The sequence below is a fragment of the Sphingobacterium cavernae genome (assembly GCF_008520265.1).
Classification (GTDB): Bacteria; Bacteroidota; Bacteroidia; order Sphingobacteriales; family Sphingobacteriaceae; genus Sphingobacterium; species Sphingobacterium cavernae.
This window is the reverse complement of record NZ_VIQM01000087.1, coordinates 98,657-120,390: the sequence shown is the minus strand read 5'-3', so window position 1 is coordinate 120,390 and position 21,734 is coordinate 98,657. Positions and strand designations below refer to the sequence as shown.

At 36.1% G+C, this 21,734-nt stretch carries 19 protein-coding genes; 18 read left to right on the top strand and 1 reads right to left on the bottom strand.

The genetic code is table 11. The features are described 5' to 3' along the window. The first annotated feature begins 94 nt into the window (after positions 1-94). From FLS47_RS15865 to FLS47_RS15790, 16 genes are all read left to right on the top strand, one after another. Positions 95-970 carry an OmpA/MotB family protein gene (locus tag FLS47_RS15865; protein WP_149915307.1) on the top strand — a complete coding sequence of 292 codons (876 nt, stop codon included), beginning with the start codon at positions 95-97 and terminating at the stop codon, positions 968-970. A 90-nt stretch (positions 971-1,060) separates the two neighbouring features. Further along, positions 1,061-1,804: a hypothetical protein gene (locus FLS47_RS15860; protein WP_223225367.1), complete on the top strand. Its 744-nt coding sequence runs from the start codon at positions 1,061-1,063 to the stop codon at positions 1,802-1,804. 10 nt (positions 1,805-1,814) lie between these two features. Further along, a complete protein-coding gene (locus tag FLS47_RS15855; RefSeq protein WP_149915306.1) occupies positions 1,815-2,423 on the top strand; it encodes a hypothetical protein in 609 nt (202 codons plus the stop codon). Between the two features lie 190 nt (positions 2,424-2,613). Continuing rightward, on the top strand, positions 2,614-3,528 hold the full coding sequence (locus FLS47_RS15850) for an AEC family transporter (RefSeq protein ID WP_149915305.1): 915 nt from the start codon (positions 2,614-2,616) through the stop codon (positions 3,526-3,528). Positions 3,529-3,625: 97 nt separating this feature from the next. Then, positions 3,626-4,627, top strand: a complete 1,002-nt coding sequence (locus FLS47_RS15845) for a formylglycine-generating enzyme family protein (protein WP_149915304.1) — start codon at positions 3,626-3,628, stop codon at positions 4,625-4,627. A gap of 39 nt (positions 4,628-4,666) precedes the next feature. Further along, on the top strand, positions 4,667-5,980 hold the full coding sequence (locus FLS47_RS15840; RefSeq protein ID WP_149915303.1) for a Gfo/Idh/MocA family protein: 1,314 nt from the start codon (positions 4,667-4,669) through the stop codon (positions 5,978-5,980). Between the two features lie 4 nt (positions 5,981-5,984). Then, the gene (locus FLS47_RS15835) at positions 5,985-6,983 is read left to right on the top strand and encodes an FAD:protein FMN transferase (RefSeq protein WP_188347457.1); all 999 of its coding nucleotides are present in this window, start codon (positions 5,985-5,987) and stop codon (positions 6,981-6,983) included. Positions 6,984-7,001: 18 nt separating this feature from the next. Then, complete coding sequence (locus FLS47_RS15830; RefSeq protein ID WP_149915301.1) at positions 7,002-7,922, top strand: hydroxypyruvate isomerase family protein; 921 nt, start codon at positions 7,002-7,004, stop codon at positions 7,920-7,922. A 21-nt stretch (positions 7,923-7,943) separates the two neighbouring features. Continuing rightward, on the top strand, positions 7,944-9,182 hold the full coding sequence (locus FLS47_RS15825) for an MFS transporter (RefSeq protein ID WP_149915300.1): 1,239 nt from the start codon (positions 7,944-7,946) through the stop codon (positions 9,180-9,182). A 28-nt stretch (positions 9,183-9,210) separates the two neighbouring features. After that, the gene (locus FLS47_RS15820) at positions 9,211-10,905 is read left to right on the top strand and encodes a GMC oxidoreductase (protein ID WP_149915299.1); all 1,695 of its coding nucleotides are present in this window, start codon (positions 9,211-9,213) and stop codon (positions 10,903-10,905) included. 17 nt (positions 10,906-10,922) lie between these two features. Next, positions 10,923-12,347 carry a Gfo/Idh/MocA family protein gene (locus tag FLS47_RS15815; RefSeq protein WP_149915298.1) on the top strand — a complete coding sequence of 475 codons (1,425 nt, stop codon included), beginning with the start codon at positions 10,923-10,925 and terminating at the stop codon, positions 12,345-12,347. Positions 12,348-12,358: 11 nt separating this feature from the next. Then, positions 12,359-12,991, top strand: coding sequence for a gluconate 2-dehydrogenase subunit 3 family protein (locus tag FLS47_RS15810; protein WP_149915297.1), 633 nt, complete (start codon positions 12,359-12,361; stop codon positions 12,989-12,991). 131 nt (positions 12,992-13,122) lie between these two features. Then, complete coding sequence (locus FLS47_RS15805; RefSeq protein WP_149915296.1) at positions 13,123-14,457, top strand: dihydroorotase; 1,335 nt, start codon at positions 13,123-13,125, stop codon at positions 14,455-14,457. Position 14,458: 1 nt separating this feature from the next. After that, a complete protein-coding gene (locus tag FLS47_RS15800) occupies positions 14,459-15,511 on the top strand; it encodes a S66 peptidase family protein (RefSeq protein WP_149915295.1) in 1,053 nt (350 codons plus the stop codon). Beyond that, positions 15,508-17,016, top strand: coding sequence for a M14 family zinc carboxypeptidase (locus FLS47_RS15795; RefSeq protein ID WP_223225365.1), 1,509 nt, complete (start codon positions 15,508-15,510; stop codon positions 17,014-17,016). The genes FLS47_RS15800 and FLS47_RS15795 overlap by 4 nt, the downstream gene beginning before the upstream one ends. A gap of 11 nt (positions 17,017-17,027) precedes the next feature. Then, complete coding sequence (locus FLS47_RS15790; protein WP_149915294.1) at positions 17,028-17,558, top strand: YfiT family bacillithiol transferase; 531 nt, start codon at positions 17,028-17,030, stop codon at positions 17,556-17,558. Between the two features lie 189 nt (positions 17,559-17,747). Here the strand turns inward: FLS47_RS15790 and FLS47_RS15785 are convergent, their stop codons facing one another. Next, positions 17,748-18,425 (bottom strand): M15 family metallopeptidase, encoded by a 678-nt coding sequence (locus tag FLS47_RS15785; RefSeq protein WP_149915293.1) that lies wholly within the window; start codon positions 18,423-18,425, stop codon positions 17,748-17,750. Between the two features lie 122 nt (positions 18,426-18,547). Between FLS47_RS15785 and FLS47_RS15780 the strand changes: the two genes are divergently transcribed. Together FLS47_RS15780 and FLS47_RS15775 are read left to right on the top strand one after the other, a co-directional pair. Further along, entirely contained in the window at positions 18,548-20,821 is a 2,274-nt protein-coding gene (locus FLS47_RS15780; RefSeq protein ID WP_149915292.1) for an ATP-dependent helicase, read from the top strand. 57 nt (positions 20,822-20,878) lie between these two features. Further along, a complete protein-coding gene (locus FLS47_RS15775) occupies positions 20,879-21,679 on the top strand; it encodes a DUF4290 domain-containing protein (RefSeq protein ID WP_149915291.1) in 801 nt (266 codons plus the stop codon). The last annotated feature ends 55 nt before the right edge of the window (positions 21,680-21,734 follow it).

Below are 21,734 nucleotides of genomic sequence, written 5' to 3'. Positions count from 1 at the left end.
CCCCGGTTGAAGGATTTTTTAGTATTATTTAACAATAAAACCTTGTATTTCGGTATTATAATTGTTAATTTATGAAAGATTAAAATAAAAGAATATGGCAATACAAAGAATTCTTCCTGTTACCATTTTGCTTGGCGGCTTGTTATTAACAGGTTGTGTGAGCAATAAAAAATACACTGCATTAGATGCACAATACAGAGATCTCGGTCAATTGTATCAAAAGACACAATTGGAATTGACTGAAAGTCGTGCAAAAGTAAAAAGCTTAGAGGATCAATTAGAATACGAGCGTAAGAATAACGCGGCCTTGAAAGAAGCTTATGCAAAGTTACAAGGAACTTTAGATCAAAGTATCGCACAAAATTCTCAGGGAAATGTGAATATTTCCAAGCTAGTGGATGAGATTAATGCTTCAAACAAGTACATTCAACACTTGGTAAACACGAAAAATAAGTCGGATTCATTGAATATGGTGTTGACCAACAATTTGACACGTTCGCTTAGTCGTGAGGAGTTGAAGGATGTGGATGTTCAGGTATTGAAAGGTGTTGTTTATATATCCTTGTCGGATAATATGTTGTACAAATCTGGAAGTTATGAAGTGTCTGAGCAAGCTGGAGAAACTTTAAGCAAGATTGCAAAAATCATTCAAGACTATAAAGATTATGATGTACTAATTGAAGGTAACACAGATTCAGATCCGATCTCGAAACCAAATATTCGTAACAATTGGGATCTGTCCACTCTTCGTGCCTCATCAGTTGTACAAGCATTACAAAATAATTATGGGGTAGATCCTAAGCGCTTGACAGCAGGTGGTCGTGGTGAGTATAATCCTATTGCGGATAACAGCACACCAGCGGGTAAAGCTAGAAATAGACGTACGCAAATCATAATTACACCGAAATTAGATCAATTTATGGAGTTAATCGATAAAGCTCCTGATACAGAACAAGAACCAAGTATCTAAAATTTACGTTAAATAATATAAAATTAAGTCCTTGATGCTTGATCAAGGACTTTTTATATTAAATTGGCATGATTGTTCGTAACCATGTGTATGTCAAAAATCATCAAAAATCATTCATTACTTTTACTGTTTTCAACAGTATTTTTGGCCAGTTGTAGCTCTATCTATATGCCTAATGTTCCATCGACACCAATGTTCAAAAATTCTGGTGAAGTCTATGTAGGAGGACATTTTAATTCCAAAGGAAATATTTCTGGAAATTTGGGAGTAGCGATAAGTGATAATATAGCTATCATTGCTAATGGATCAACTGTCAACACTGGTGCTAATAATAATAATTACTTTCGTCAGTGGTTAACAGAAGGAGGAATCGGTTATTTCACGACTAAGGGAAAGGATAAAAGGCAAGTATTTGAAATGTACGCTGGCTATGGTGTTGGAAATACAAAAGATTTCAAGCAAAGAGCGTCGATCTATGGTTATGAATTGGTGGAATCGCGCGAAATGAATTTTGATAAAATATTTTTACAGGTAAACTACTCATCTACACGTAAAAAGAAGATAAATATCTTTGGAGACAAAAAAGAATTAAACTATGGTACTGCAATTCGTCTAAGTAGAATAGGGATGAAGGATTTTTTATTGAATGATGTTATAGCTCCTAAGGAGGAAAATTATTTTATTGAACCACTTTTTTTTACGCGTATGCAATTGGTTAATGGCTTGCAAGTGCAGTATACTAATGGTTTTAATATTGGATTGAATAGCAACGAATATTTAAAAGCCGGAAACTCAGTTTTTACGTTGGGGTTAGTTTATACATTTGGAAAATAATAATTTGAATATGAAAAAGATAGGTTTTTTAGTAATTGCTGTCACCGTTTTTTTATTAAGTGGATGTGCGGTGAATCAGAAAGCACAGATTGCAGCATTAGGAAAGTTTAATTATGATGTTACTTCTGTTCAGAATATGCGCATAGCGGGAAGAGATGTGAATTCTTACCAAACAGATGGCGGTGTGTCACTAAGTAGTCTACCTGGGATAGCTATGGCTTTATTGACCAAAGATTTGCCTTTAGAGGCTACGGTAAATTTGCAAATGACAAATCCTACAACCACTGTAACCAAAATCAATGAATTTAAATATCTGATTGAAATGGGAGGGAAACCCTTGTTTGAAGGTTCAGTAAACGAAAATATTAATCTCGCGCAAGGACAAAGCACGGTAATACCACTTAGTTTTAGAGCGAATTTGTTTAGTGCTGCAAAAGAACAGGGAATTGAAAAGGTTTTGAGCGATATTTTTACGCGCAAAAGTGATGCATTTCTTGCTTTAAAGATTAAGCCTTCGGTAAAAATTGGCGGTAAAAATTTCTTTTATCCGGGTTATATTACAGTTGACAAAGATTTTGGGAAATCAGTCTCAAAGGCGCTAAACAAGGTAGTTAAATAGATTCAAAGGATGCATTGCATCCTTTTTTGTTAATAACAAATTATTAACAATGAACAATTATTAATCAGAACAATTTTTATAATTATTTAGATATTTTAATCTAGTTTTATTTTACGTATTTAAGGCTTACTTTTGGTCAATGTTAGCATCTCAGTATAAATATTGAGATTATATTATCCTTAATTACTCGATGTCAAATTTTATCGTTATTTTTTTATGTTTACTGTTTGGATATCTTTTTAGATATTTAAAGCTTGTAAAAAAGGGTGGACATCTAGCTATTAATACATGGGTTATATATGTTGGACTCCCGTCCATCGCTCTCAAATATATTCCACAGATTGAATGGAATATGGATTACATATATACCGCTTTACTACCATTTCTTGCTTTCGGAACATCCTATGTTTTTTTTAAGGCACTTAATATTTGGTTTAAATTTTCTAATCGAACGTTGTACACATTAATAATTGTAGCTGGTTTATCAAATACTTCATTTATTGGTTTTCCACTAGTAAGTACGTATTATGGAGAGGAATTTTTGAAAGTTGCAATAGTAAGTGATCAAGTGACATTTTTTACTTTGTCGCTATTTGGTGTATTATTAGCAGCTGGTTCGAGAGATATATTTGAGGATGATAAAGAAAAGTATCTGTATATATTAAAGAGACTTTTGACCTTTCCACCATTTATAGCGTGCATTATAGCGTTGATTTTCCATGACTACTTGAAATATGAAGCGCTAAATAATTTGTTCTCTTCTTTTGCGGCGACGGTTAGTCCCATGGCATTATTCTCTATAGGACTTCAATTAAATTTCAAGCGTATATCTCATGAATTGAATGGGCTTTATGCAGGTTTACTTGTTAAATTGTTTATTATACCATTCGTTGCTCTTTTATTAATCTACCTATTGGGGCTAAATGGTGACTTTTTCCGTGTTTCTGTTTTTGAGATGACTATGCCGTGTTTAGTAGCCTCCAGTATAGTAGTTGAAAAATTTGGCTTAAATGTTAAATTTGCTAATACGCTTATAGGAATTAGTATTCTGATTGGCATATTATTATCCTTTGTATGGTATAGTGTAATTAATACACTGTTGTAATCTAATTGTTACTTACATTATTAGTTTATTAATTAGTATTTCACTTATCTTAGAATTTGATAACTGATATAACATTTAAATAAAAAATTAATAATTGATGCACAAAGTCATTTGTTCATTTCTACTTTTAGGAAGTATATATGCTGCCGAAGCGCAAAATAAAAAGTCAGAAGCGAAAAATCTAATCAAAAGCCCTCACACAAAGTATGTTCAGGAGATAGAAGGGACAACATTGTCATTCTCAATGGAAGCTATTCCGGCAGGAGTTTTTTCTATGGGGGATAATAATTCGTTCAAGGCTGATGAAAAGCCTGCACATGAGGTAGAAATTGATGCCTTTTGGATGGGAACATATGAGGTCACATGGGATTTATTTCAGTCATTCTTGTATAAAGACTACGAGCAATCGAAACAGAACACAGGAACAGTTCCATCAGAAGTAGATGCTGTAACAAGACCCACTAAGCCTTATTTAGATATGACTTTTGGGTTTGGAAAGGAAGGATTTCCAGCTTTGGCTATGACGCATTACAATGCTATTCAATTTTGTAAATGGTTATACGTGCGTACTGGCGTTTTCTATAGGTTACCAACAGAAGCAGAATGGGAATATGCCTGTCGTGCGGGGTCGAAAGATAACTATTTCTTTGGTAATGATGTCTCTAAATTGAAAGATTACGCATGGTATGAAGATAACAGTGACCAAAAAACCAATGTTGTAGGGCAAAAGAAACCTAATCCGTTTGGATTGTATGATATAATAGGTAATGTAGCTGAATGGACTTATGACCAATATCATGCTGATTTCTATAAACAGTTTGCTGGCAAAAAAACAAAAAATCCCGTAGCTATACCAACTGAATTGTATCCACATTCGGTGCGCGGAGGATCATTTGCTAGCTCTGCAAATGAATTGCGTTCAGCAGCGAGAGGAGCTTCAGATCCGATATGGAAACAATTAGATCCACAAATGCCTAAATCTAACTGGTGGTTTCCAGAGGCTCCATTTATTGGACTAAGATTAGTTCGTCCACTAAATGCACCTTCTAAAGATGAGATATTAGCTTACTATGATCAAGCTCCAATAGAGGACTTTTAAAAAATAAGAATATACACTACATAACCAATCATAGACATTATGGAAAATATTAAAAGAAGAGATTTTATAAAAAATTCTGCTCTAGTAACTGGGGGAGTTGCTATGACTGCATCAAATATATCCTCTGTATTTGCTGCTGGAAATGATGAAATTAAAGTAGCATTAATAGGCTGTGGAGGAAGAGGTACAGGAGCTGCTGCTGACGCGTTGAATTCTGGTCAGAATGTGAAATTAGTTGCTTTAGCTGATGCTTTTAAGGATAATTTAGATTCAGCTTACAACAATTTGTCGAAACGCTATTCTGCAAAGATGGACATCCCTGAATCACGTAAGTACGTGGGATTTGATGCATACAAACATGCAATAAAAGATGCGGATGTCGTATTACTTGTTGCGCCTCCAGGATTCAGACCTCAGCATTTTGAAGAAGCTGTAAAACAAGGAAAGCATGTTTTCATGGAAAAATCTGTTGCTGTGGATGCGCCAGGTGTAAGAAGAATTTTAGCGGCTTCAAAAATTGCTGAACAGAAAAAATTAAATGTTGTCGTTGGTTTACAACGTCGTTTCCAACATAATTACCGCGAAGGTATCAAACGTGTTTTAGATGGTGCAATTGGTGATGTTGTATCAGGTCAGGTATATTGGAATAGTGGTGGTGTGTGGGTGAGACCACGTAAACCTGGACAGACTGAAATGGACTATCAAATGCGTAACTGGTATTACTTTAACTGGTTATGTGGTGATCATATCGTAGAGCAACACGTACATAATATTGATGTTGCGAATTGGATTAAAGGCAAGTATCCAGTGTCAATTCAAGGGGTTGGATCTCGTGCACATCGTACAGGAAAAGAGTATGGAGAGATTTATGATAATTTCTCTATTGAGATGACTTACGATGATGGTTCTGTTGTCTTCAGTCAATGTTGTCACTTTGAAGGATCACATAATCGTGTAGACGAAACATTCCAAGGAACTAAAGGAAGAATCTATTTATCAGCTGGTGGTAGAGCTATTCTATGGGATTCAAAAGGTAACGAGATTTATCGTCATGATCCTAAAGGAAATCCAAATCCTTATCAGCAAGAGCACGTTGAACTATTTGCTGCTGTAGCTAAAGGAGAATACAAGTTTAATAATGCAGAATATGGTGCATATAGTTCATTAGCTGGTATTATTGGACGTATTGCGTGTTATACAGGAAAAGTAATCAAATGGGATGATGCATTAAAATCTGAAATTGACTTAATGCCAGAAACATTAGCTTGGGATGCAAAACCAAAAATTTTGCCTGATGCCAATGGTATATACCCAGTAGCAGTACCTGGTATAAACACGAATTTATTCATATAAATACTTGAAACTTTTTATTCTTATATCTTATATTCTGATAGGATATGTTGCTTATGCGGCATATCCTATTTCATATTCATTATATACCATTTCGGGGCAGGCACAAGGAACTACGTATTCTATTAAATATTATGCTGCAGATAAGGTCGTTTCAAAAGATGAAGTAGATAGTATTTTTAATGTTATTGATGAATCAATGTCTTTGTATAAAAATAATTCATTAATCAATCAATTTAACTCCTCATCTAATAAACGCGTGAAACTTGATTCGCATATGTATAATGTCGTAAAAGCTAGTTTCGATTATCACAAGAAAACTAAAGGCTATTTTGATATAACGGTATTTCCCTTGATGAAATTGTGGGGATTCGGACCAGAAGGATTTCGGAATAATCCTACACAAAATCAAGTGGATAGTGTTCGTCAATTTGTTGGTCTTAATAAGCTCAGATTAAAAGGTAAATACTTAGAGAAAAGAAATAAAAATACAGCCATTGATTTGAATGGAATAGCGCAAGGATATACGGTGGATGTGCTATCTGATTTTCTTAATAATAAAGGTGTTCAATCATCTATGGTCGAAGTGGGGGGCGAAATTTATTGTTTCGGTGTGAAGCCAAATGGCGAAACATACAAGATTGAGATACAGCGACCAAATAATGATTCTGCTGCATCTTACAAGGTTTCAATAAAAGATAAGGCTATCACCACTTCTGGAAGTTACGAGAAATATCGCATTGTAAATGGCAAAAGATTATCGCACCATATCGATCCACATACAGGAAGTCCATTAACTAATAATATACTTTCAGTTACCGTTATCGCTAATACTGCTATGCAGGCAGACGCTTTGGATAATTATTTAATGTATTTGAAACCTGAAGACGCAATCTCGTATATCGAGAGAGTTCCTCAGGCTGAGGCATATATAATATATTCTGAAAATTATACATTAAAAGAATTGCAAAGCTCAGGATTTAATAATTATATTTATAACCAATAATCAACCATTATAAACGACATGAAGAGAAACGATTTTATCAAAAATTCCGGCTTGCTATTAACAGGGGCTTTCTTGTCAAGTAATAAAACATCAGATTTTATAAAACCTAATAAAGAAATGATTAAATCAACCACTTTTAAATTAGATTATGCACCACATCAAGGAATGTTTTCTGCTTCAGCAGGTAAAAGTTTTTTAGATGAAATCAAATACATGCACGATTTAGGTTTCCGCAGTATTGAGGACAACGGTATGCCTGGACGTTCTATTGAGGAACAAACTAAGATCGGCGAGCTGTTAGCTAAATTGGGAATGCGCATGGGTGTATTTGTTGTGCCTAAAGGAGGTAACGGACAAAATACTTTAGCGGCGAACAAACAAGAACATATTGATATCTTCCTTAAAGGTTGTCGTGACTCTGTAGAAGTTGCCAAACGCGTAAATGCAAAATGGGTTACTGTTGTTCCTGGTGATTATCAACGCAATTTGCCTATTGGTGTACAAACCGCAAACGTTATAGAAGCATTAAAAAGAGGTTCAGAAATTTTAGAACCACATGGCATTACTATGGTTTTAGAGCCATTGAGTGATACACCTAATTTATTTTTACGCTATACGGATCAGACGTACGAAATTTGTAAAGCTGTAAATAGTCCTTCCTGTAAAATATTATACGATGCGTACCATCAACAAAAAAATGAAGGAAACTTGATCAATCTGATGGATATGTGTTGGTCTGAGATTGCTTATATACAAGTAGGTGATAACCCAGGAAGAAGAGAGCCATATACAGGTGAAATCAATTATAAAAATGTATTCAAGTGGTTACACAATAAGGGATATAAAGGAATCGTGGGAATGGAACATGGAATGTCTAAATCTGGTAAAGAGGGCGAAGATATTTTAGTAGCAGCCTATAGAGAGGCAGATAACTTTTAATTTGATTAATCATATATAAACATGAATTCAGTTATAAAAACTAAATTATCATTTATGATGTTCCTTGAATTTTTTATTTGGGGAGCATGGTTTGTTACATTGGGAACGTTCTTGAAACAAAATTTGAAAGCCAGTGATTTTGAAATGGCGAATGTATTTTCTACGCAATGTTTAGGTGCTATTATAGCTCCCTTTATTGTTGGGATGATCGCGGACAGATTTTTTAATGCAGAACGTGTATTAGGTATTCTTCATTTGGTAGGTGCCTTTTTATTGTATCAAATGTACCAGTCAACGGAGTACGGTTCTTTCTATCCGTATGTATTGAGTTATATGATATTATATATGCCAACGTTAGCATTGGCTAGTTCTATATCATTTAGACAACTACAAAATCCGGAAAAAGAATTCTCTGCAATTCGTATATGGGGAACTATAGGTTGGATCGTAGCTGGTTTGTCTATTAGTTATTTATTCAAATGGGATGCAGCGGCAGGTGAAGGCGCATTGAAAAACACATTTTTGATGGCTGCAATAGCTTCAGCTGTTTTGGGTTTGTTCTCATTTATTTTGCCAAGTACGCCGCCAATCAAAGCTGCAGAAGGCGAAAAACCATCATTCTCATCAATTGTCGGACTTGATGCCATCAAACTATTGAAAGATAGAAATTTCTTTATTTTCTTTATTTCATCTGTATTGATTTGTATTCCTTTAGCTTTCTATTATCAAAATGCCAATCTGTTTTTAGCAGAAATAGGATTAGAAAATCCAACAGGAAAAATGACCATCGGTCAGATCTCAGAAGTGTTATTCTTATTATTACTTCCTGTTTTCTTCTCCAAATTTGGTTTCAAAAAAACAATTTTAGTGGGGATGTTAGCTTGGGCAGTTCGCTATTTATTATTTGCTTATGGTGATGCTGGCGAGCTTACTTTTATGTTGATATTAGGAATTGCATTACACGGTATCTGTTATGATTTCTTCTTTGTATCTGGACAAATTTATACAGACAGCAAGGCTGGGGAAAAATATAAATCGGCAGCGCAAGGTTTAATTACTTTAGCGACATATGGTATAGGACAGTTGATCGGATTTTGGGTAGCAAGTTTCATTGGTGACAAATACAAAGAGTTAAAAGGTGTTGACTTACCTGGATTCTGGGAAAAAACTTGGTTTGTTCCAGCTGTCATAGCTCTTGTAGTTATGGTAATATTTATGATTTTCTTCAAAGACGAGAAAGTCAAAACAATCGAAAAGTAAATTTTATTACAATATAAACTTAATTAAAATGGTAGAGAATAATATTTATGATGCAATTGTCATCGGATCTGGAATCAGTGGGGGATGGGCTGCGAAGGAGCTGACTGAGAAAGGTCTTAAAACAATTATGTTGGAAAGAGGTAGAAATATAGAACATATTAAGGATTATACTTCTCCGACAAAATCACCATGGGAATTTCCACATGCAGGTGGAAGAACTCAACAAATGATTCAAGATTATCCAGTATTGAAACGTGATTATCCATTGAATGAAAAAAATCTTGGGTACTGGGTAAATGAAAAAGAAAGCCCTTATACAGAAATCAAAAGATTTGACTGGTATCGTGGGTATCATGTAGGTGGTAGATCATTGATGTGGGGACGTCAATCTTACCGTCTTAGCGATTTGGATTTTGAAGCAAACGCTAAAGATGGTCACGGGGTTGATTGGCCTATTCGCTATAAAGATATTGCGCCTTGGTATAGTTATGTAGAGAAGTTTGCAGGTATTTCTGGTAATAGAGATGGTCTAGGAGATATCTTGCCAGATGGAGAATTCATGCCTCCTATGCCGATGAACGTAGTAGAGAAAGATTATGCAGAGCGATTGAAGAAATCACAGTATGGTGGTAAACGCCACTTTATCATGGGGAGAACAGCTAATATCACTGTTCCGCATAATGGTCGTGTCAATTGTCAATATCAAAACAGATGTTGGGAAGGTTGTAATTTTGGAGCTTATTTTAGTACACAATCGGCTACTTTGCCAGCGGCTGTAAAGACTGGTAACCTTACTGTAAGACCTTTTTCTATTGTGACTCGTATTATTTATGATAAAGACACAAAGCGAGCAAAAGGAGTAGAAATCATTGATGCGGAAACAAACCAAACGTATGAATTCCATGCAAAAGTTGTATTTGTATGTGCTTCTGCGTTAAATTCTTCGTGGGTATTGATGAATTCTGCTACTGATTTATGGGAAGGTGGATTAGGAAGTAGTAGTGGTGAATTGGGACATAATTTAATGGATCATCACTTGGGAGTTGGTGCATCTGGTCGTGTTGAAGGGTATTTAGACAAAACAATTTTCGGACGTCGTGCAAATGGTATATATGTTCCTCGATTCGTGAATGTTGATTTTGATGACAAAAAACGTGACTACGTACGTGGATTCGGTTATCAAGGCGGAGCTGGTCGTGGAAGAGCATGGCGATCAGAAGAAGAAAAGTATGTTGGCGGTAACTTCAAAGATGCGATATGTGAACCAGGAGATTGGTCGCTTGGATTTGGTGGATTCGGCGAAATTTTACCTTACCATGAAAACCATATTAAGTTAGATAAAGATAAAAAGGATAAATGGGGCTTACCTGTTCTAGCATTTGACGCTGAAATCAGAGAAAATGAGTTAAAAATGCGTAACGATATGCAAAACGAGATGAAAGAAATGCTCGAAAGCATAGGTGTGAAGGATGTGAGTAGCTGGAATAACGTATACGGTCTTGGCCAGGGTATTCACGAAATGGGTACAGCGCGCATGGGTCGTGATCCAAAAACTTCAGTTCTTAACGGAAATAATCAAGTTTGGGACGCATTAAATGTATTCGTCACTGATGGGGCAGCGATGACTTCTGGAGGATGTGTGAATCCTTCATTAACTTACATGGCATTGACAGCAAGAGCTGTTGATTTCGCAGTAAGCGAACTTAAAAAAGGCAATCTTTAATCTTTATCTATCTCAAAATGGAAAACAATAGCAGAAGAAACTTTATAAAAACTGCAGCAGTAGCAGCTGCAGGCATTACAATTGTTCCAAGACATGTATTAGGTGGTACGGGATACCGAGCACCGAGTGATATGTTGCAAGTTGCATCAATTGGTGTAGGTGGTATGGGTGGATCGGACGTTAATAATATTTTTGGAAGTGGTAAAGCAAATATTGCTTTCTTGTGTGATGTTGATAAAGCACGCGCTAAAGGCTCTGTAGAAAAGTTTCCTAAAGCCAAGTTTTATACAGACTTTAGAGAAATGCTTGATAAAGAGCATAAAAACATAGATGGCGTCTCTGTATCTACACCAGATCACAATCACGCTATACAAGCTTTGGCAGCTATGCAATTGGGTAAGCACGTATACGTGCAAAAACCATTGGCACACGATGTTTGGGAAGCTCGTGCATTGACTCATGCTGCAAAGAAGTATAAAGTCGTGACGCAAATGGGTAACCAAGGAGCGTCGGGTGATGGGGTACGTCAAATGCGTGAATGGGTAGATGCAGGATTGATTGGCGATTTGGTAGAAATCTATGCATGGACAGATCGTCCGGTATGGCCTCAAGGTATTCAATGGCCTAGTCAGAAAGCTAAAGTTCCTTCCACATTAGATTGGGACAAATGGTTAGGTACTGCGCCATATACTGAATATTTTGACAAATTAGTGCCTTTCAACTGGCGTGGCTGGTGGCCTTATGGCACTGGTGCTTTAGGAGATATGGGTTGTCATAATTTGGAAGCTCCATTCAGTATCTATGGCTTACAGTATGTAAAAGATGTACAGGCTAGTGTTGGATCTATCTATGTAGATGAATTTAAGCGTGGATATTTTCCTGAATCTTGTCCTCCGTCTAGTTCCGTAACAATGACTTTTCCGAAAACTTCTAAAACTAAAGGAGATGTAAAAGTGCATTGGATGGATGGCGGTATCCAACCACCAAGACCAGAAGAGTTAGGACCAGACGAAATATTTGGAGATGGCGGCAATGGAATTTTGTTGATTGGTAAAAAAGGTAAGATTTTGGCAGATACATATGCTGGTAATCCACGCCTTTTGCCAACGAACAAAACTTACAAAACCGTAAAAGAAAAATATGCGCGTGTACCAAAGGGTGCGAATGGTCATTGGGCACAATGGGTGGAAGGTTGTATTGCTGGATATGGTAATATGGAAATGTCATCACCATTTGAGATAGCAGGACCATTGACTGAAGCCTTGCTAATGGCAAATTTGGCTATACGTGGTGTAGATTTAAAAGTAGGAGATAAATACCCTGGAAGAAGTAAAAAATTGGTTTGGGATAATGACAATATGCGTGTTACAAACTTTGATGAGGTAAATCAGTTTGTAAAACGGACATACCGCCCAGGCTGGGAAGTTAACTATACATTTTAATACATAAAAAGATGAATAGAAGAGAAGCATTACAACGCGTAGCTATGATCCTTGGTGGATCTATCGTAGGTGCTAATTTATTTTTAGAAGGTTGTACACAACCAGCTTCAAAGTCCGTAGAAGGACTGTTCGATGCAAAAATGATTGACAGAATAGGTGATTTGGCTGATGCTATTTTGCCACCGACTTCAACACCAGGAGCTAAGGAAGCTGGTGTTGGTAATTTTATACCTGTTTTCGTTAGAGATTGTTACACAGAAAAGCAACAAAAGGCTATTGTTGATGGACTGGCAACGTTAGATAAAACAAGTAAAGATTTAAAAGGTAAAGATTTTGCAAGCCTAACATTGGATGAGAAAACTGAAGTGGCAGAAAAACTTTATAAAGAATCTGAAGAGTACAACGGTCAGCGTTGGGAGAGAATCAAGGATGAAGTCGAGAAAAATAAGACTAAACAAAACGAACTTGTTAAACCAGATGTGGATTATGAACCAGAACATTGGTTTCATTTATTCAGACAAATGACTTTAACAGGATATTTCAATTCTGAACTTGGATTAACAAAAGCTTTGCGCTATGTGAAAATACCGGGTAAATATGATGGTAATTATCCATACAAAAAAGGAGATAAAGCATTTGCTTAAACTCCAAAAAAGGTGAGAACATAAAAGTCTCACCTTTTTTAGTTATTTGAATTAGATCTACTATTTGACGCCGAATTATAATAGTCAATTTCTTATGTTTGTATACATAAACATAACTTATCAAAAATACAATGTCATCTATACTCATCAAAAATGCACAAGTCGTAAATGAAGGAACTACTCAAGTTTTGGATGTTTTTATAAAAAATGGACGAATAGAAAAGTTAGCTCCTCAGATTGATTTAAAAGCAGATCAAGAAATAAATGCCGAAGGGTTACATCTTCTTCCGGGTTTAATTGATGATCAAGTGCATTTTAGAGAGCCAGGACTTACGTACAAAGCCAATATCTTCACTGAAAGTCGTGCTGCGGTAGCTGGTGGGACAACTTCTTTTATGGAGATGCCGAATACAGTTCCCAATACACTGACGCAAAAATTACTTCAAGATAAATACGATATCGGTCAAGATTCTTCGTTAGCTAATTACTCTTTTTTCATGGGGGCAGCGAATGATAATATTGACGAAGTTTTGAAAACTAATCCACGTGATGTTTGTGGTGTTAAAGTTTTCATGGGATCATCAACGGGAAATATGTTAGTAGATAATGAAACAGCCTTAGAAAATATTTTCAGAAATTCTCCCACTTTGATCGCTACACACTGTGAAGACGAGGCTACTATTAAAGCAAATCTTGCCGCATACAAAGAAAGATATGGTGATAACATAACCATTGATATGCACCCTTTGATTCGTTCGGAGGAAGCTTGTTATTTGTCATCATCAAAAGCTGTAGAATTAGCGAAAAAGAACAATACACGTTTACATATTCTGCATATTTCGACGGGCAAGGAAACAGCATTATTTGATAATACGATTTCATTGGAGAAAAAGCGCATTACGGCTGAAGCTTGTGTGCATCATCTTTGGTTTTCGGATGAAGATTACAAAACAAAAGGTAATTATATCAAATGGAATCCAGCTGTAAAAACTGCTTCCGACAGAGATCAAATTTTGAAAGCTGTTTTGGATGGACATATTGATGTAATTGCTACAGATCACGCGCCGCATACTATCGAAGAGAAAGAACAAGGTTATCTACAAGCTCCGTCTGGAGGTCCATTGGTACAACATGCATTGTTAGCATTATTGGATATAGTTAGCCAAGGCAAATTAACTTTAGAGCAATTGGTTCAAAAAACAGCACACAATACAGCAATTTGTTTCCAAATAGAACAACGTGGATTTATCCGTGAAGGCTATTGGGCAGATTTAGTATTAGTGAATTTAAATAAACAGTACGAGGTTACACGTCAAAATATTCTTTCAAAATGCGGTTGGTCGCCATTTGAAAATCATACATTTACATCCACCATTGAACATACCATTGTGTCAGGAAATCTAGCTTATTCGAATGGACAAATAATTGAAGTAGGCTCAGGACATAGACTGTTATTTAACCGATAAAATGAATAAAAGAACGTTTTTAAAATCGATTGGACTGGGTTTGGGGGCCTTAGCCATTTCTGATCAAACGGTAAAAGCTGTTTCAGAGGCGACAGGTACTGTCAAATCATTATTAAAAGCGAAGGTTTTGAAAGAAGGCGATACGATAGGAATTATCACGCCCGCAGGAGCATTATCCGAAGAAGAAACCATCACGATGACCAAAGAAGTGCTAGCACATTTTGGTTTTAAAGTAAAAGAAGGAAAGTATATTCGTTCGCGCTACGGTAATTTGGCAGGCACGGATGATGAACGTTTAAGCGATTTGCATAAAATGTTCGCCGATAAAGAGGTTGATGGCATATTGTGTATTCGCGGTGGAAATGGAGCATCACGACTTTTGCCTCGCATTGACTATGAATTGCTTCGAAAAAATCCTAAAGTTTTACTAGGCTATAGCGATATTACGGCTTTGATATTGGCATTTTATGCTAAAGTGGGCTTAGTGTCGTTTCATGGTGTCGTAGGGAGCAGTACATGGAGCAATTATGTAGCTAAATTGTTTAAAGAACAATTTATGGAAAATAAATTAGCCAACTATTCCAATCCTACAAAATCTGAGAGCCAAATTATCCAGTACAAAGATCGTATTCAAACTATTAACCCAGGCATTGCCGAAGGAATAATAATAGGAGGGAATTTGACGTTATTAACGGGTTTGTGTGGAACGCCTTATTTGCCTGATTTTAAAGATGCCATTCTTTTCTTAGAAGAAATAGATGAAAAATCAGACCGTATGGATCGCATGTTTTGTCAATTGATGAATGCCGGTATTTTATCACAAATTAAGGGGTTTGTATTCGGTAAATGTACGAATTGTGGGCCTTCAGGTGGATATGGATCGTTGACGATTGAACAAATGTTGAATGATTATATAAAGTCATTAGGGATTCCTGCGTACAGTGGTGCAATGATTGGTCATATTTCTGATCAATTTCTGATGCCTGTGGGGGTGCGTGCGCGCATGGATGCTTCAAAAGGAACGATTCAATACTTAGAAAAATCGCTATTATGAAAAGATTTGTTTTTCTCCTCTTAGTTTTTGCTGGATTTGTGTCGTGTGATGGCGCAAAATCATCTTCCAATACCACAATTAATGCTATGAAAATCGATACTTCAACTTATAATACCATATATTCAACCTATAAAGAATCAGCTTTAAAACATAGACGTTTTAAACATTCAGATATCGACTCCTTAATTCACTTACACAAAGGAAAATCAGTACTTGCTGTTGAAGAAATAGGTAAATCATTCGAAGGTAGAGCCATTTATGAATTGTCTTTTGGGGCAGGAGAAAAGAAGGTGATGTTGTGGTCGCAAATGCATGGTGATGAGCCTACAGCGACGATGGCTCTTTTTGATTTGTTTAATTTTCTAGAAGGTTCTGATGACGGTCAGGATGAAATAAGAACGTTGTTAAAAGATAAATTGAACATTCATTTCATCCCCATGTTGAATCCCGATGGTGCGGAACGTTATCAACGCCGTACAGCTCAAGGGATAGATATGAATCGTGATGCACGTGCTGGACATACGGTGGAAGGTGCATTATTACGTGCAAGAGCACAAGCTATAAAACCACAATATGGCTTCAATTTGCACGACCAAAATATTTATTACAATGTGCCTGGAACTAAAAATCCAGTTTCCATATCGCTACTCGCTCCAGCATTTAACGAGCCTCGTGAAATTAATCCTGTTCGTGAAAATGCGATGAAAATTGCGGCTGGTATGAATGATATTCTTCAAAAGTATATTCCCGATGCTGTAGCAAAATACGATGATACCTACACACCAAGAGGTTTTGGTGATAATTTCCAATCTTGGGATGCAAGTACCGTGTTAATTGAATCGGGAGGTATGAAAGGTGATCCAGAGAAACAACAAATTCGTAAATTAAACTTTATCATCATATTGAATGCCTTGGTTCAGATTGCAGAAGGCAGTTATGCACAATTCGATAAACAGCAATATGAGGATATTCCGTTTAATGCTTCGCAATTGCATGATGTGGTTATTCGTAATATTGTGATTGGTCCAGATTCGGCATCATTTAAAACGGATTTGGCTATTCGACGCAATGAAACAACAATAGGAAGAGACTTTTTTGTACGTGGCAAAATCGAAGATATCGGTGATTTGAAAGAATCGTATGGCTACGATGAGATAGATGCGGATGGGCTTTATTTTATTCCTGCAAAGGTTGCGGTTAAGACTGTGACGGATGTTGCACAATTAACAGTACAAGAATCTTTTGACTTACTTAAAAATGGTTTTATGGCTGTACAAGTAAAAGAGGTAGGTGCTACAAAAGAAAAAGCTTTACACAATCTACCAGTTCACCTATATACCCAAACAAACTTTTATTTACCTGTGACGGCAGATTTTGGAGGTATGGCAAATTTCTTTATTGGTGATAAAAGCGGTAATTTGAAATACGCTGTGATGAATGGGTATTTGATTGACTTGACAAAAGGTTTGGATCAATCGACAGTATTAAAAAATCGAGTAAATTAACTCAAGACCGCATGGAAATTAATCTAGAAAAGCTTAGATATCCAATTGGAAAATTTGTGTGTCCTACAGAAATAACGACTTCAGATATTAAGAATTGGATTAAAATCATAGAAGAGTTTCCATCAAAACTAAAAAATCAAGTTGAAAAGTTAAGTAACACAGATTTACAGAGGTCATATAGACCTAACGGATGGACTATAGCTCAGGTTGTAAACCATTGTGCTGACTCGCATATGAATAGTTTTATTCGGTTCAAATTAGCTCTGACAGAAGATTCTCCTATAATAAAACCGTATTTTGAAGATCGCTGGGCCGAACTGCCCGATTCTAATAATTATCTTACCGAAGATGCATTAAAAATATTAGAAGGTCTGCACACAAAATGGGTATTCTTACTTCGAAGTTTATCAGAGGAAGAATGGGATAAGGAATTTATTCATCCCGAAAGTGGTAAAACGATAAGCTTAAAAACCAATCTCGGTATCTACGCTTGGCATTGTGAACATCATTTAGCGCATATTGTTATTGCAAAGAAAAATTAAGAAATATAAGGAGACTGTGTTAAACACGTACTTGTTATGATTCTAATTTCTTAATACATTCTTCCCTAATTTTCCAAAGCTGCTCAAAGCTCAAGGAAATACCTTCTCTCTTAAGCCAATCTTTCAAATATTGTTGATGGTAGATAATTTTTCCAAATCCTTACTAATTGAAGATAAATTATTTTTAATTTACTTCACCTCAAAATTAAAGTATTTATCCTTAAAAGGTTCGTCATTATAAGTATAGTGCCACCATTCTTTGCTATACGCTCTAAAACCATATTTTTCCATGATTTTCTTTAGTTTTATTCTGTTTTGCTTTTGTGTGTTGGAAAGTTTGGTATAATCATGACCTGATTCTTCACCAAAAAAATCAAAAGCTACACCCATATCCAGTTCTTTTTTTGTTTTCAGATCAATGATAGTCAAGTCAATAGTGCTTCCACGGCTATGACCAGATTTGGAAGCGATAAATCCTTTTTTGAAAAGATCGCGTTTGTCTACACGTGGGTAGAACTCTTGGCGCATCAAGGTGTCTTTAATATCTTTTGCCCAACGTTTGAAATGGTTGACAGCAATTTGCGGTCGGTATGCGTCAAAGACGTTCAATCCCAATCCTTCCTTATTTAGTTCCTTCTCTATTTTTTGAATAGCCAATGTAGCGCGTTCTGTAAGAATGATTTTATTGCTTTTATAACCATCAATTGGTCTACCCACGAAATTGTGATTTGTGAAATATTTCATATCCACCGCGATATGTGGAATAAAATCAGTGAGATACACAAATCCCTTGGGAAGATTGTTTTTTTGTTGTGCGTAGCTAGCAATGCTTAAAAGCAAAAAAATAAGGATGAAAAGCTTTCTCATAGTTGTAAGGTTAAGGTCATAAAGGTAATGAAATGTACTAATAATTGTAGTAAACTTGTGTGAGATTGAATCAAAATACCTAACTTTACACTCTATTTCTAACGGAAAAAACGTATTATATTTTGGATTATTTAGCAGGATTAAACCCCTCTCAACGTGCTGCTGTAGAACAAACCGAAGGACCGGTTATGATTGTAGCTGGAGCGGGTTCAGGAAAGACACGTGTAATCACATATAGAGTTGCTCACCTCATACATAAAAGAGTAGATCCATTTAATATTCTTGTCCTAACGTTTACGAATAAGGCAGCTAAAGAAATGCGTGAGCGTATCATGAAAGTTATAGGTTCAGAAGCTAAAAATATTTGGATGGGAACATTTCACTCAATTTTTGCTCGTATTCTACGTGTAGAGGCAGAGTTGATTGGCTATCCGAAGAATTTTACAATTTACGATACAGACGATACAAAAAGTTTGTTAAGAGCCATTCTGAAAGAGATGAATCTTGACGACAAATTGTATAATGTCAACCATGTATATGGTCGTATCTCATCGGCGAAAAATAATTTGATTTCTCCGCAGGAGTATAACAAAAATGAAGCTTTGATGGCTGAAGACCGTGAAAATGGTCGTCCGCAGATGGGACAAATTTACCTCACCTATGCACAACGTTGTTACCGTGCGGGAGCAATGGACTTTGATGATTTGTTGTTTAAGACCAATGTCTTGTTAAATAAACATCCAGAAACTTTACACAAGTATCAACACCAATTCAAATATTTGATGGTGGATGAGTATCAGGATACCAACTTTTCGCAATACCTGATTGTCAAAAGATTGGCAGCGGTGAGTGAAAATATATGTGTAGTAGGGGATGATGCGCAGAGTATTTATGCTTTCCGTGGTGCGAATATCCAAAATATCTTGAATTTCCAGAAGGATTATCCGGATGTGCAAGTATTCAAGCTTGAACAAAATTACCGTTCTACACAGACAATTGTAAATGCTGCAAATAGCATTATCGCTAACAATAAAAATCAGCTCGAGAAAAATGTATTTTCAGATAATGAAGTAGGCGATAAAATCAAGGTTGCAAGAGCTTTTTCGGATAATGAAGAAGGGAAGATCGTAGCGGAAGCAATTATCCAAGAGAAAACATTGAAATCTTTGCCTTACAAAGGTTTCGCGATATTGTACCGCACCAATGCACAGTCGCGTGCAATGGAGGAAGCTTTGCGCAAGTTAAATATTCCGTATAAATTGTATGGTGGAACATCTTTTTACCAACGTAAGGAAATTAAGGATTTAATTTCGTACTTTCGATTGACTTACAATCCAAATGACGAAGAAGCACTGAAGCGTGTGATCAATTATCCACGTCGTGGAATTGGTGATACGACAGTAGAAAAGATCATTGTAGCAGCAGACAAAAATCAATATCGATTGTGGGATGTGGTAGCTAATGCACAGATGTTTTTGGATGGGCGTAGTGCAACTTCAGTAGGTAATTTTGCGACGATGATCCAAAGTTTCCAAGCTGTAGGAAATAATTCAAACGCTTTTGATACGGCAATGCATATCGCGCAGCATTCTGGAATATTGAAGGATTTGTACGAAGATAAGTCTGTAGAAGGACTAGCGCGTTATGAGAATATCCAAGAGTTGTTGAATGGTATCAAAGAATTTTCGGAGCGTGAGGATTTAGAGCAAAAAACACTGGATATTTTCTTGCAGGATGTGGCATTATTGACCAATGACGATAATGACAAAGATCCAAATGCAGATACAGTATCGTTGATGACGATTCACGCATCCAAAGGGTTAGAATTTCCAGTCGTATTTATTGTAGGTTTAGAAGAAAATTTATTTCCTTCACAATTATCCTTAAATTCGCGCAGTGAACTGGAAGAGGAGCGTCGATTATTTTATGTAGCTGTTACACGAGCAGAGAAAAAATTGCATATTTCGTATGCTACTTCTCGATACCGTTGGGGTACGTTGAATAATTGTGAACCAAGTCGTTTTATCGATGAACTAAATCCAAGTTATTTGGATTTGGATTTTAATCCACGTAATTCAGGCCCATCAGAAGGTGCTTTTAAATCAGAGCGCATAGCTTGGCAAACAAAAGAAAAGGATACTTTTGCGAAACCAAAGCCGAAAGTGGTAAAGACAACTTCAATTTTGCCAAAGGCACATGTGCCGACAGCAGGATTTGCACCATCGGATACCAGCAACTTGCAAGTAGGCATGGAAGTCGAGCACGAACGTTTCGGATTTGGAAAAGTTGTGAACTTGGAGGGAAATAAGCCAGACATAAAAGCAACTATTTTCTTCAAAGAGTTGGGACAGAAACAATTGTTGCTTAAATTTGCAAAACTTAGAATAGTTCAGTAAGAACTTTTATATTTACTAGAATAAAATAATAACGTATTATACGTTTAATTTCACAATATGAATTTTGATTATAACAGTACTCGTCCCAAGTTAATATTGGCCGAATATGGTAGAAATGTGCAAAATATGGTTGACTATATTTGCACTGTACCAGATATAGATGAGCGCAATAGATTAGCTCAGGTGGTAATAGATATGATGGGGGTGCTGAATCCACATTTGCGAGATGTCTCAGATTTCAAACACAAGCTTTGGGATCACTTATATATAATTTCTGATTTCAAGATTGATGTAGAATCGCCATATCCAGTGCCTACACGTGAGGATATTAAGCATAAGCCAGAGCGATTAGCTTATCCGCAACATAAAATTCGTTTCAAACATTATGGTCATATCGTAGAAGAAATGATTCAAAAAGCCGTTTCTGTTACAAACGAGGATACACGCGCGAAACTAACTTTAGGTGTTGCCAATTTTATGAAAATGGCGTATACGACATGGAATAAAGATTCTGTGAATGATTTACAAATTATTCAGGATTTGAAAGAATTGTCCAAAGGTGAATTGACATTACCTGAAGATACGGTATTGACTAAATTGGACTTCCGTTCTCCGCCTCCAGGCAACCGTGTGAAAACACAACAAACTTCTTCGAATAATAACAACAATAATCAGCGTAGTGCGCAGTCTCACAACAACAATAATAAGAGACCGAGCAACAACAATAATTACAGAAGTAATAACAACAATAATAACGATAAGAGAAAATCTTATAGCAACAATAATAACAACAGCAATAATGCTGGCGGTGGCTATAAAAAGAATTATTCTAACAGTAACAATAACTACAAGAAATAATTTTTCTGAGATTGATTTGTATTTTAATAAGTAACTAATACAGCAATTAGTTACT

Coding starts and splice junctions, on each gene's coding strand:
- FLS47_RS15825 (WP_149915300.1), top strand. CDS start 7,944: ATGAATTCAGTTATAAAAACTAAATTATCATTTATGATGTTCCTTGAA.
- FLS47_RS15805 (WP_149915296.1), top strand. CDS start 13,123: ATGTCATCTATACTCATCAAAAATGCACAAGTCGTAAATGAAGGAACT.
- FLS47_RS15820 (WP_149915299.1), top strand. CDS start 9,211: ATGGTAGAGAATAATATTTATGATGCAATTGTCATCGGATCTGGAATC.
- FLS47_RS15830 (WP_149915301.1), top strand. CDS start 7,002: ATGAAGAGAAACGATTTTATCAAAAATTCCGGCTTGCTATTAACAGGG.
- FLS47_RS15775 (WP_149915291.1), top strand. CDS start 20,879: ATGAATTTTGATTATAACAGTACTCGTCCCAAGTTAATATTGGCCGAA.
- FLS47_RS15850 (WP_149915305.1), top strand. CDS start 2,614: ATGTCAAATTTTATCGTTATTTTTTTATGTTTACTGTTTGGATATCTT.
- FLS47_RS15845 (WP_149915304.1), top strand. CDS start 3,626: ATGCACAAAGTCATTTGTTCATTTCTACTTTTAGGAAGTATATATGCT.
- FLS47_RS15840 (WP_149915303.1), top strand. CDS start 4,667: ATGGAAAATATTAAAAGAAGAGATTTTATAAAAAATTCTGCTCTAGTA.
- FLS47_RS15795 (WP_223225365.1), top strand. CDS start 15,508: ATGAAAAGATTTGTTTTTCTCCTCTTAGTTTTTGCTGGATTTGTGTCG.
- FLS47_RS15810 (WP_149915297.1), top strand. CDS start 12,359: ATGAATAGAAGAGAAGCATTACAACGCGTAGCTATGATCCTTGGTGGA.
- FLS47_RS15800 (WP_149915295.1), top strand. CDS start 14,459: ATGAATAAAAGAACGTTTTTAAAATCGATTGGACTGGGTTTGGGGGCC.
- FLS47_RS15785 (WP_149915293.1), bottom strand. CDS start 18,425: ATGAGAAAGCTTTTCATCCTTATTTTTTTGCTTTTAAGCATTGCTAGC.
- FLS47_RS15860 (WP_223225367.1), top strand. CDS start 1,061: ATGTCAAAAATCATCAAAAATCATTCATTACTTTTACTGTTTTCAACA.
- FLS47_RS15855 (WP_149915306.1), top strand. CDS start 1,815: ATGAAAAAGATAGGTTTTTTAGTAATTGCTGTCACCGTTTTTTTATTA.
- FLS47_RS15865 (WP_149915307.1), top strand. CDS start 95: ATGGCAATACAAAGAATTCTTCCTGTTACCATTTTGCTTGGCGGCTTG.
- FLS47_RS15815 (WP_149915298.1), top strand. CDS start 10,923: ATGGAAAACAATAGCAGAAGAAACTTTATAAAAACTGCAGCAGTAGCA.
- FLS47_RS15790 (WP_149915294.1), top strand. CDS start 17,028: ATGGAAATTAATCTAGAAAAGCTTAGATATCCAATTGGAAAATTTGTG.